General features: G+C 61.3%; 10 protein-coding genes. 3 read left to right on the forward strand and 7 right to left on the reverse strand.

Features of this window, described 5'->3' with window-relative positions:
* Positions 1-136: 136 nt before the first annotated feature.
* From PARACOCCUSGL_RS0107860 to proS, 7 genes are all read right to left on the reverse strand, one after another.
* Complete coding sequence (locus tag PARACOCCUSGL_RS0107860) at positions 137-1384, reverse strand: type III PLP-dependent enzyme (protein WP_010394984.1); 1248 nt, start codon at positions 1382-1384, stop codon at positions 137-139.
* Positions 1377-1613: an acyl carrier protein gene (locus tag PARACOCCUSGL_RS0107865; RefSeq protein WP_010394986.1), complete on the reverse strand. Its 237-nt coding sequence runs from the start codon at positions 1611-1613 to the stop codon at positions 1377-1379. The genes PARACOCCUSGL_RS0107860 and PARACOCCUSGL_RS0107865 overlap by 8 nt, the downstream gene beginning before the upstream one ends.
* A gap of 20 nt (positions 1614-1633) precedes the next feature.
* On the reverse strand, positions 1634-3205 hold the full coding sequence (locus PARACOCCUSGL_RS0107870; protein WP_010394990.1) for an AMP-binding protein: 1572 nt from the start codon (positions 3203-3205) through the stop codon (positions 1634-1636).
* Complete coding sequence (locus PARACOCCUSGL_RS0107875; protein WP_040601873.1) at positions 3198-3734, reverse strand: serine O-acetyltransferase; 537 nt, start codon at positions 3732-3734, stop codon at positions 3198-3200. Before PARACOCCUSGL_RS0107875 ends, PARACOCCUSGL_RS0107870 begins: the two co-directional genes overlap by 8 nt.
* Before the next feature lie 84 nt (positions 3735-3818).
* The gene (locus PARACOCCUSGL_RS0107880) at positions 3819-4883 is read right to left on the reverse strand and encodes a glycosyltransferase family 61 protein (protein WP_010394994.1); all 1065 of its coding nucleotides are present in this window, start codon (positions 4881-4883) and stop codon (positions 3819-3821) included.
* 64 nt (positions 4884-4947) lie between these two features.
* The gene (locus tag PARACOCCUSGL_RS0107885; protein WP_010394996.1) at positions 4948-6114 is read right to left on the reverse strand and encodes an SGNH/GDSL hydrolase family protein; all 1167 of its coding nucleotides are present in this window, start codon (positions 6112-6114) and stop codon (positions 4948-4950) included.
* Positions 6115-6218: 104 nt separating this feature from the next.
* Positions 6219-7571, reverse strand: a complete 1353-nt coding sequence (gene proS / locus PARACOCCUSGL_RS0107890) for a proline--tRNA ligase (protein ID WP_010394998.1) — start codon at positions 7569-7571, stop codon at positions 6219-6221.
* A gap of 130 nt (positions 7572-7701) precedes the next feature.
* Here proS and PARACOCCUSGL_RS0107895 point away from each other — a divergent pair, with 130 nt between their 5' ends.
* The 3 genes from PARACOCCUSGL_RS0107895 to PARACOCCUSGL_RS0107905 are packed head-to-tail and all read left to right on the forward strand — an operon-like array spanning position 7702 to position 11894.
* Positions 7702-9006 carry an AI-2E family transporter gene (locus PARACOCCUSGL_RS0107895; protein WP_029371788.1) on the forward strand — a complete coding sequence of 435 codons (1305 nt, stop codon included), beginning with the start codon at positions 7702-7704 and terminating at the stop codon, positions 9004-9006.
* Between the two features lie 3 nt (positions 9007-9009).
* Positions 9010-9699, forward strand: coding sequence for a DnaA ATPase domain-containing protein (locus PARACOCCUSGL_RS0107900; RefSeq protein ID WP_010395002.1), 690 nt, complete (start codon positions 9010-9012; stop codon positions 9697-9699).
* Positions 9700-9728: 29 nt separating this feature from the next.
* The gene (locus PARACOCCUSGL_RS0107905; RefSeq protein WP_029371790.1) at positions 9729-11894 is read left to right on the forward strand and encodes an RNA degradosome polyphosphate kinase; all 2166 of its coding nucleotides are present in this window, start codon (positions 9729-9731) and stop codon (positions 11892-11894) included.
* Positions 11895-11945 lie beyond the last annotated feature (51 nt).

Consider the following 11945-nt stretch of genomic DNA (forward strand, 5'->3'; position numbering starts at 1 on the left):
TTTTGGGTTGGAGCTTGTTTGGATAATAGACGCGCGACGGGACGGAATACAACCGACCCGGTCGATAAAAGTGACGTAAAAATCCAAGATCAGGAATATTTTATCGCGCCCGTAAACAGGACGCGGAACCGGGGCCTTAACGGCCCCGATCAGGGGTCGCGTCACAAAGCTGCTCTCCGGTCAACAGGACCTCGGCGGGCAGGGGGTGGCTGATGAAATAAAGCGGGCTGGCCGTCGGCCCATAAGCTCCGCAGCCGTGAATGGCGATCAGATCGCCCTCATCAAGCCGCGGCAACAGCACCCGGCTACCCAGCTTGTCGATCGAGGTGCAGAGCGGGCCGGAAATATCCTGCGGCTCGTCTGGTCGGGTACCGCCTTCATCGCCGCCGACACGGTGGATGACGTAATTGCGCCGCAGCACCATCCCGAAATTGCCCGAGGCTGCAAGGTTCGCGTTCAGACCCCCATCACAGATGGCAATACGGCTGCCGCGCGATTGCTTGACCGAAACGACGCGGGCCAGGAACCAGCCCGCCGGGCCGACCAGATAGCGGCCAAGTTCCAGCACCAGCCGGGTGTCAGCAAAGCGCGGATCTGCACGGAAGGCATCCAGATCAGGCCCGACCCCGGCGGCGATGGCGGCAAGATCAAGCTCACTTTCGCCCGGGTGATAGGGAATGCCCAAGCCCGAACCGAAGATCAGCTTTCCCGGCCGCAGGTCCAGCGATACACAGATTTCAGAGAATACCTGCATAAAGATGCGCCAGTTCTCGCAGATCGCCTCGGATTTCAGCGATTGAGTGCCGGAATAGATATGCAGTCCGATAATGCGCAGGTTGGGCAAGGTGGCGATCTGGGGCAGTTCGGTCGGCGCGTTCTCGACATCAATGCCGAAGGGGCTGGGACGGCCGGCCATCTGGTCGCCAAATCCCTTGGGCACCCGCGCAGGGGCAAGCCGGATCATGACCGGCTGAACGCGCCCAAGCTCGGCCGCAATGGCATCGGCAAGCCGGGCCTCGCGCAGGCTTTCCAGCACCAGCTCTCCAACACCACCCGAGATGGCTGCGCGCAATTCGGCCTCGCGTTTGGCGGGACCGGTAAAACTGATCAGCCCAGGTTGCCAGCCTGTTTGACGGCCAAGCGCGAACTCTCCGCCCGACGAGACGTCAAGCTGGTCTACCTGATCCCGCATCCAACCCAGAAGCGCCGGGTTCGGATTGCTTTTGACCGCAAAGCTGATGCTGAACCAGCGACCGAGGTGCGCGCGCAGATGCGCCAGCCGCGCCGTGATCACATCGGTCGCATAAACATAGGCGGGGGTACCATAGCGTTCTGCCGCCTCGGCCAGATGGCGGTCCAGCGTGGCGGTCCCGGGCTCACTCAAGGGATTGGACATAGGCAAGGATGGCGTCGACGGTGTCGAAATTCTCCAGTGTCACATCGCCCGGCTGGACGCGAACGCCTGCCTGCTGCTCGACAAATGAAATCAGCCCGACCATCGCCACCGAGTCGAGGATGCCGCTGGAAAAAAGCTCGGTCCCGCCCTCAGGCGCAGTGTCGATGTTCAGGTCATTGCTGATATAACGGATCAATTCGTCCTTACCGAAACTCATGAAATAAATCCTTTTTTTTATCAATTTCCTAATGAGGCTTTAACGGCAGATATAATAGCCGGGCGGTCCAGCTTGCCGCTGGCAGTACGCGGCATCATCCCCTGCCAGGTATGATGGCGCTGCGGACGCATGTAATGGGGCATGGCACGGGCACAATGCGCGGCAAGTGCTGTTTCGTCGCCCTGTGGCAGGTAGCTGACAACCGCATGGACCGCCTGCCCAAGATCGGCATCCTCGACCCCAAAGGCGACGACATCACTGACCAGTCCGCTTTGCGAGATTGCGTCCTCGACCTCGGTCGGGGATAGGCGAAAGCCCAGCGTCTTGATCATCTCGTCCATGCGGCTGACAAACCACATATCCCCGTCATCATCGACGCGAACCAGATCGCCCGACCAGACCACCGGCTCATCGCCAAGAATATGGGCAAGTTCGGGGCATGGGCGGATCTTTTGGGTGGTGATTTCGGGTTTTTCCCAATAACCCATGCTGACCAGCGGGCCGGCGTGAACCAGCTCTCCCTGCTCTCCGGGACCGGCGATGCCTTCGCCATGCTTGATCGCAAAGACGCGCGCATTGGGGATCTGCTGACCGATCGAGCCCATTTTGGCCGCGAAACGTTCCGGCGGCAGGTAGGTCGAGCGGAACGCCTCGGTCAGCCCATACATCAGATAGATATCCGCGCCCGGAAACACCTGGGGCAAAAGCTCCAGAATGTTCGGGGGGATCTTGCCGCCGGTATTGGTGATCCGCCGCAGCGCGGGCAAAGCGGTCGGCCGGCCGGCCAGCAGCCGCACGATCTGGTTCCACAAGGGAGGCACGCCGGCGATACCGGTCACCGCCTCGGCCGCGGCCATGCGGATGATCTCGGCCGGCATGGTCAGCGGTTGATGAACGACGGTGCCGCCCGTCAGCATCATTGTCGTCAACTGGTTCAGCCCTGCATCGAAACTGTAGGGCAGGACGGAAAGCAGCCGGTCGCTTTCGTCAAGTTTCAGATATTGTGCAACCGAAATCGCGCCGACGCGAATATTTCGATGGCTCAGCATCACACCTTTGGGCGCACCTGTCGAACCCGAGGTGTAGATGATCATCGCCAATCCGCGCGGATCGCATTCGTCGGGCGCAGAGGCCCTGTCAGCGGCAGGCGCCGCCCAGAGGTCCGCGCCCTGGACAAGGCCCTCGGCCTTGCCCTGAACCAGATAGGCCGTGCCCTCGGGCAAGGCGTTTTCACCCGTCAGCGCGTCAAGCACGTTGCGGGGCAGGATGATTGCCCGTGCCCTGCTGTCGCGGGCGACATAAGCCAGTTGCGCAGGCGTCCAGCGGATGTTCACATTGACGACCACGGCGCCCACTTTCCATGCGCCGAACATGGCCGCGACCTCGTCGATGCCCTTGCGCAGATGCACGATGACCCGGTCACCTGGACGGATACCTCGCGCACCAAGCCAGTCGGCAATGCATCCGGCCTCGGCCGCAAGCTCGGCATAGGTGACAGAGCGGCCGCGATCCACCGCAGCGATCTTGCCTGCGCGATGCGGCAGATTATCGGCCATGAGGGACCACATGCTGCGGTCGAAATCCTTACTCATCGCCCGGCGCCTTCTTTCGCGCCGCAAAGATCGGCAGGCTGGGATAGATCTTGGCAGGTGAGCCGATGACAACAGAATCAGAGGGCACATTGGCGGTCACCGCAGTATTCGCCCCGATGCGCACCCGGTCGCCGATGGTGATCGGCCCCAGCACACAGGAATTCACCCCGATAAAGACGTCATCCCCGATGACAGGTGCACCCGGCCCCATGTTGGTGCCGATGGTGACATTGTGCATCACCCCACAGCGGTCACCGATGACCACATCGGGATGAATCGACAGCGAACCCTCGGCATGGATGATGTGAAAATCGGCGCCAAGCCTGACCTGCGGCGGGATCCAGACCTTGGTTACGTTCAGGATCAGCATGCGCATCAGCGCATAGGGTTTGGTAGCCAGCCAGCGCAGCGGGGGATTTTTGATCCCGATGGCCCAACGTCCGTATCTGTAGATGGCCAGAGAGACAAAGGCCGGCTCGGTCAGCGAACTGCCGTGTCGTCTGTAATCGTCCCTGAGGGTCTTAAACATCGCGGCGCACTTGCCAATGAAAATTTGGAACAATCCGTATTCCGGACCCATATTCCCATTGGCCGCCCCGGCTCAACCTGACGTTTAGGACGAGTTTTTGGACCTTTTGTCCTCTATCAGGTCCATCGTGCGCTGAATCTGGTCCCATCCGATCCGATAGCCGCTTGCAGTCCCGGAGCCGACCACCATCGCATAATGCTGCTGCCAGCAATCGGTCAGCAGTTTTAGCGAGGTCGTCACCCGATCTGCGGGCTGAAGGGTCAAAAGCGTGCCACGCGGTGCCATGGCGATGACACCATGGGCAAGCTGGCTGCCCTCGACCCCGACAACCATCTGTGCCGCACCGCAGGCCTCGGCCATATCGTCGGCGCTGTGGCGGTCGATATAAAGCGTGCGGAAACCATATTCCGTCTCGAACCGCTCGGCGATCTCGGCCTCATTTTCAAGGATACGGGCATCCCCGCTGGCGCCGCGAAAGATAAAGACCCCCGGCAGGGGCGTAAGCTTGCGCCCATTCAACAAGCGGGCACGGTTTTCCTGTGCCCTGGCGCGGCGATTGCTGTTGTTTTTCAGATCGTCAAACAGGATCAGCTCGTCAAAATGGACATTTCCAATGCGCCGGGGCGACATGCCCAAAAGCTCTTCATAACGGGCGGTATGGCCGCCGCGCGCGGGGGCCGAGGTGACAGGGTTGCCCGCCGCCTCGGCCAGTCGATAGGCAAGGCAGTCGTTCAGAAGCCAGTTCCCGAACCAGCGGTTGCCGATCCAGCTTTCATAAAGCGCACCGCCAAGGTTTTCGCGCGGCTTTGGATAAATCATGCCCGAGCGGCGACGTTGGCGCAGGTGACGCTCGGCCCCGCGGGCGTAAAGGACGCCATCAACAAAATCGACGTCACGAAAGCGATAGGCCATGGTCGGCGCGGTGTGTTCGGCCGGATTGCCCTGCATCTGGGCCAGAATGTCCGGCAGGCCGCCGAATTCTGTCTGGGCGATATGGTCAATCTGGTCGGGCAGCCAGATGCCCGCCAGAATCTCAACATCTTCGGCCGGGCAGATCTCCCAGCGCTCGATGGCGGTGTCAAAGAATTCCGCCAGGTCCAGACCGGCAAGGCGGCGCAGGCGGTTATGGATCGGTCTGAGCGAGGGCATGAAGGCTCGGATCTGGCTGGATTTTAGGAAAGTTTAGGGACGAACGGGACAAGCGCAAGGCAGATCAGCCGCCTTGAGCTGTATCCTTGAGGGCTGCGAGCAACGCCTCGGCAATCATCGCGTGATCGCTGGCAGACGGATGCCACAGGCAGGCGTTGCGCTGTGGCTTGTCCAGAACCACCAGGCGGTTCGCAATACCCCTTTCGTCTAGCAATGCTGCAGCACGGTGATGGGCCTCGACCAGCTCGGGGCCGTATTCGCCAAAACCCAGCAGCACCACCAGCGCACCGGGATTTTCCTGCGCACGCGCGCGCGCAAAATCGGCCAGCGCCGGGCCAAAGTCGCGGGCAAGATCACTGTTGTCCGTCCAACGCTCCTGTGGATCCAGAGGTGAGCCAAAAACATTCGAGCCAAGCCCGATCACGATGATATCGGCCGGTCGCTGGGGCAGGGCAGGCGCCTGTGGGTCTGCGGGCAGAGCAAGGGGATAGAGCTGCCCCATGGTCCGTTCCGGATCAGCACCACCGTAATTGCGCAAAAGACCGATGCCAGAACGTGCGATGATACGGTAATCTGCGCCCAGCGCGCGCGCCACTTGCGGGCCAAAGCTGCGACTGGTGTCCGTGGCAGCGTAAATCTCATCCTCAGTGCAATCACGGCGCTCGGCGGTATTGGCAAAACCGACGGTGTCGGAATCACCGATAAATTCGATCAGCCGGGGCGCGGGTTCAGGCGGGGCAAGATCACGGCCCGCATCATTTATGAAAAACCCGCCGAAAAGCGCAGGTCCCGGCGATTCGCTGATCTTTTCGGCGCGGATCTCGTGGCGGCCGGGCTTAATCCCTTCAATCAACAGGTCACGCAGTCCGGGGCGCGAGATTTCGACCGTTGAGCCGTCAATGTCGACCCGCCAGCGACTAAGCGAATCGTCAAAGCGCAAGCTGACAGAAGTCCCCTCGAATCGAGCGACGGCGTGAAATGCAGGCCATTCGTGACGATAGCCGCCATCAGGACCGGGCGCCGCTCGGCCGGTAATTGCGGCGGGTAATGGGCCAAGTTTTTGCTGCCAAGGCACCAGCCGCGCGCTGAAGGCCGTGTTTTCAGCCAGAGCGATCTGTGGCACCGGGGTCACGGGTCGGGCCGGACAGGGCCGCATGTAAAGGGCGACGATGGCGATCAGCACGCTGCAGGCAAGGCCGATAACGACCTCTCTGGTCCACCCTGATCGCATGATTGCCCGCCTGTTAAAACCGCCCCGATCCTTAGCGGAGCGGGGCGGTTTGTCATCTTGGCGAATTGGTGAGCATCCAGGGCCCTATGACAGGCCGCCGGTTGTTATTTTGCGGCGTCAAAGACCGGCTGATAGATCTCTTTCAGCCGTGCCACCGCCTCTTGCGGGGACAGTTCGACCGACTGGCCGTTGCGGCGCGAGGTCAGCTCAACCTTGTTTGCGGCAAGGCCGCGCGGGCCGACGGTAATGCGCCAGGGCAGGCCGATCAGGTCCATCGTGGCGAATTTTGCGCCCGCACGTTCATCCCGGTCGTCGTAAAGCGGGTCGAAACCCTGCGATTTCAGCTCTTTGTAAAGCGCCTCACATGCGCTGTCCGTCGAGGCATCGCCCTGCTTGAGGTTGACGATCCCGACGTGGAAGGGGGTCACGCCCTCGGGCCAGATAATGCCCTTGTCGTCATGGCTGGCCTCGATGATCGCGCCAAGAAGGCGGCTTACGCCGATCCCGTGCGAACCCATATGCACCGGAACGCGCTGACCATCGGGACCAACCACGGTCGCCCCCATCGGCTCGGAGTATTTGGTGCCAAAGTAGAAGATCTGGCCCACCTCGATACCGCGCGCGACGCGCCGCCGCTCGGCCGGGATCTGGTTGAACAGCGCCTCGTCATGGGTTTCATCGGTGCGGGCGTAGCGGCTGGTGAACTCTTCCAGCACTGCCTGACACTGCTCGACGCTGTCATAATCAATGTCGCGGCTGCCGAATTTCAGATCGGTGATCTCGCTGTCATAAAAGACCTCGGATTCGCCGGTTTCGGCCAGTACCAGAAACTCATGGGTGTAATCGCCGCCGATCGGGCCACCATCGGCCCGCATCGGGATCGCCTGCAGGCCCATACGCTCATAGGTGCGCAGATAGCTGACCAAATGGCGGTTATAGGCGTGCAGCGCGTCTTCCCTGGTCAGGTCAAAGTTGTAACCGTCTTTCATCAGGAATTCGCGCCCGCGCATGACGCCAAAGCGCGGCCGGATCTCGTCGCGGAACTTCCACTGGACGTGGTACAGCGTCAGGGGCAGATCCTTGTAGCTGTTCACATGGGCGCGAAAGATATCGGTGATCATCTCTTCGTTCGTGGGCCCGTAAAGCAGGTCACGCTTATGGCGGTCCTTGATGCGCAGCATCTCTTCGCCATAATCGTCATAGCGGCCGGATTCGCGCCACAGGTCAGCCGATTGCAGAGTCGGCATCAGCATGGCGATATGTCCGGCGCGGGCCTGTTCCTCGTGCACGATCTGCTCGATGCGGCGCAGCACCCGATAACCCATTGGCAGCCAGGAATAGATGCCCGCCGCCTGCTGTTTAATCATGCCGGCGCGCAGCATCAGCCTGTGGCTGACAATCTGGGCCTCTTTGGGGTCTTCTTTGAGAACGGGCATGAAATAGCGCGACAGACGCATGGCAGGTTCCTCATCATGGGCCGGCACGAGTTAGCGCAGAGCACATCGCGGAGCAACGCCTTCCTTGCAACCGGCCTAAGGACCGTTCACATAGAAAAGCGGAAAACGCGAGGACGGGAGCCGAGGGATCATGCCACTACGGGTGCAGAAACAGGTCCTTTATTGGGGCGGCGCATTTCTGGTACTGCTCATCACGCTGTGGCTACTGGGCAATGCCATCATGCCCTTTATTCTGGGTGCGGCGGTTGCCTATCTGTTCGATCCCCTCGCCGATCGGCTTGAGCGGTTAGGGCTGTCGCGCACCACCGCGGTCGTGCTGTTGACGCTTTGCGGCCTTATTCTGGTCGTCGCATTGTTCTTGCTGCTGATGCCGGTCCTTGTGCGGCAGACGACTGCGCTGATCGATACAGCACCCGAAATGTTCGGGCAGCTGCAGCAGTTCCTGATGCGGCGTTTCCCCGAAGTCTTTACCGAAGGGAACCCCGTCAACACCGCGCTTGGCAACATCGGCGAAAAAGTCAGTGAGCGCGGGGGCGAGCTGGTCAGCACGGTGCTGGGCTCGGTCATGGGGGTGGTCAGTGTCCTGATGCTGATCGTCATCGTGCCGGTCGTCGCCTTTTACCTGCTGCTCGACTGGGACAACATGGTCGACCGGCTGGACGAGTTGTTGCCGCGCGAACATGCCGCGACCATCCGCAAACTTGGGAATGAGATCGACGAGGCGCTGTCGGGCTTTGTGCGCGGGCAGGGCATGGTGATCCTGATTCTCGGCACCTTCTATTCGGTCTGCCTTGGTCTGATCGGCCTGCCGTTCGGGGTCGCCATCGGGGTGATCGCCGCCTCGCTTTCCTTTATTCCTTATGTGGGCGTGCTGGTCGGCGGCGCGACCGCCATCGGTGTGGCCCTGTTTTCTTTCTGGGGTGAGCCCTTCTGGATCGGGGCGGTGATCGCCGTTTTCGTCCTCGGCCAGATCGTCGAGGGGAACTACCTTCAGCCCAAGATTGTCGGCGGCCATGTCGGGTTGCATCCGGTCTGGCTGATGCTCGCCCTGACCGTTTTCGGCTCGCTCTTTGGTTTTGTCGGCCTGCTGGTCGCGGTACCCGCGGCGGCCGCGCTTGGCGTTTTGGTCCGCTTTTCTGTCGGGCGCTATAAGGAAAGCGCGCTTTATACAGGTCGCGATGTACCAGCTCCGCCCGCACCGCCCATGCTGGTCGAGATGGTGCCGCGTGGCACGACAGAACGCGCCCGCCAACTTGCCCAGCTTTCACGCGACGTGACGCTGGCGCAGCTGCAGCGCGACGAACATCTGGCCGATCTGCTGGATGAATATCTGCATCGTCAGAAAAAGGGCCAGGTTCCCGATTTTACGGGCCCGCCTTCACCGGCCGAACTGCGGATCAAGGCGCGGGAATTCCGACAGGAAAAGGGCGACTGAACAGTGGCCAGACAATTGACCCTGGATCTGACGATGCCACCGGCCTCGTCCCGCGACGATTTTCTGATCACTGCGGCAAATCGCGACGCGCTGGCCATGCTGGATGCGCCCGAGCAGTGGCCTCAGGGTCGGCTGCTGCTGATCGGTGGGGCGGGGTCGGGCAAATCGCATCTGGCAGGGTTCTGGGTTGCCGAACACGATGCCTTTTTGTGTCACGGCTGGGCGCTGACCCCCGAAAATGTCGATGAGATGATCCGCCCCGGCGCGGCTCTGGTGGTCGAGGATGCGCATGAAATCGGCGGCAATCCTGCAGCGGAACAGGGGCTTTTCCACCTGTGGAACCTTGTGGGCGCGCGGCAGGGTCTGTTGCTTGTCACAGCACGCAGTGCCCCGCGCGATTGGGGACTGGTGCTGCCCGACCTGCGTTCGCGGCTTGATACGGCGGCGCAGGCTATCCTCGGGCCGCCTGATGACGCGCTGCTGCCTGCGGTGCTGGTGAAACTGTTTGCCGACCGGCAGATCCAGGTCTCGCCCGAGGTGGTGGACTGGCTTGCCCTGCGGATGGAACGCGACCTTGATCTGGCGCGGCGGCTGGTTGCTGCCATCGACCGCGAATCCCTTGCAGATCGTCGCGCCATCACGCGTCGTCTGGCGGCCGAGCTGCTGGACAAGCTGTCCCCGGCCGACGCATGATCCGCCGGTATCCCTTAGCGATCCGCGACATGACCCAAGCCGATTTTCTCAAGTCTCCGTTTCCTGCTCCACGCCAGATTCCCGAAGGCACGCCCGAAGGGCCGTCGCGCTTTTTCAACCGCGAGATAAGCTGGCTGGCCTTTAACTGGCGCGTGCTGGATGAGGCGCGAAATCCACGGGTTCCGCTGCTTGAGCGGCTGCGGTTCCTGTCGATCTCGGCCACCAATCTTGACGAATTCTATACCGTCCGGGTGGCTGGCCTGCGTGAGCTGGTGCGCGAGGGTAACACGACGCTGTCCGACGACGGCCTGACCTCGGCAGAGCAGCTGGCACTGGTCAACTCTGACGCGCGGCGGCTGATGAGCGCGCAGCAGGCGGTCTGGAACGGGCTGCGCCGCGAGATGGAACAGGCCGATATCACCATCCTGTCGCGTGGCCGCGTCACCCGCGCCGAAGAAGAATTCCTGCGCCGGCATTTCATGGACCAGGTCTTTCCAGTACTTTCTCCGCTGGCCATCGACCCGGCCCATCCGTTCCCGTTCATACCGAACCTTGGTTTTTCGCTGGCACTGGAACTGGCACGGGAAAGCGACGGACGGCAGATGCAGGCGCTGTTACCCATCCCGCAACAGGTGGCGCGCTTTGTCGCCCTGCCGGGGGGCAAACGCTTCCTGAGGCTGGAGGATCTGCTGCTTATGCATCTGCCAAGCCTGTTTCCGGGCTATCGCGACATCGGCCATTGCGCCTTTCGCGTGCTGCGCGACAGCGATCTTGAGGTCGAAGAAGAGGCCGAGGATCTGGTGCGCGAATTCGAGACGGCACTGAAACGCCGCCGCCGGGGCAGCGTGATCCGGCTGAAGATCACCTCGGGTGCCCCGGATCGTCTGCGCCGCTCGATCATGCAAGAGCTGAACGTGAACCCCGAAGAGGTGGTCGAGGTGGAAGGCCTGCTTGGCATGGCCGATCTGCATGAGCTGGTGCTTGATTCGCGCCGCGACCTGCAATGGCCGACCTTTACCTCTCGTGTGCCTGAGCGGGTACAGGACCATGACGGCGACATGTTCGCGGCCATCCGGCAAAAGGACATGCTGCTGCACCACCCCTATGAAACCTTTGATATGGTGGTGCGGTTTCTTGCGCAGGCCGCACGCGATCCGAATGTGCTGGCGATCAAGCAGACGCTTTACCGCACCTCGCGCGACAGCCCTATCGTGGACGCGCTGTGCGAGGCAGCCGAATCTGGCAAATCGGTGACGGCGCTGGTCGAGCTGAAGGCGCGTTTTGACGAGGCCGCGAACATCCGCCAATCACGACGGCTGGAACGGGCGGGCGCGCATGTCGTCTATGGCTTCATGCAATACAAAACCCATGCCAAGATCAGCACCGTGGTCCGGCGCGAAGGCGACCAACTGGTCACTTACTGTCATTTTGGAACCGGCAACTATCACCCGATTACGGCGCGGGTCTATACGGACCTTTCCCTTTTCACCTGTGATCCCGCGCTGGGGCGCGACGCCTCCAAGGTGTTTAATTTCCTGTCGGGCTATGTTCAGCCCGAGGGGCTGGAAAACATTGCCATTTCGCCCATCGACCTCAAGGAACGGCTGCTTGAACTGATCGCCCGCGAAACCGAATTCGCCCGCCGCGGCCGCCCCGCGGCGATCTGGGCCAAGATGAACAGCCTGATCGAAAAAGACGTGATCGAGGCGCTGTATGCCGCCAGCCAGGCAGGGGTCAAAATCAACCTTGTCATACGCGGCATCTGCGGGCTGCGCCCCGGGATCGCCGGGCTATCCGAAAATATCCGGGTCAAGTCGATCGTCGGGCGGTTCCTTGAACATTCCCGCATCGTCTGTTTCGGCAATGGCTTTGGCCTGCCGTCCAAAAAAGCGCGGGTTTTCATCAGCTCGGCAGACTGGATGGGTCGGAACCTGTCGCGCCGGGTCGAAGCGATGGTCGAATGTTTCAACGAAACCGTAAAGGCCCAGATCACCAGCCAGATCATGGCCGCCAATATGGCGGATGAGGCGCAAAGCTGGCTTTTGCAGCCTGACGGTCGCTATTTGCGTTATCTGCCTGCCGGGCGTGACGATCTGTTTTCCTGTCACAAATTCTTTATGGAAAACCCGTCATTGTCCGGGCGGGGCTCCGCCGGTGCACGTGACGTTCCGGCTTTGATGCACTCGATGGATTGACGCAGCGCGGCAATTGCCCCATCCAAAACGCGCCCGGCGTGGTAACGGAAT

It is taken from the genome of Paracoccus sp. TRP (assembly GCF_000185925.1).
Lineage (GTDB): Bacteria > Pseudomonadota > Alphaproteobacteria > Rhodobacterales > Rhodobacteraceae > Paracoccus > Paracoccus kondratievae.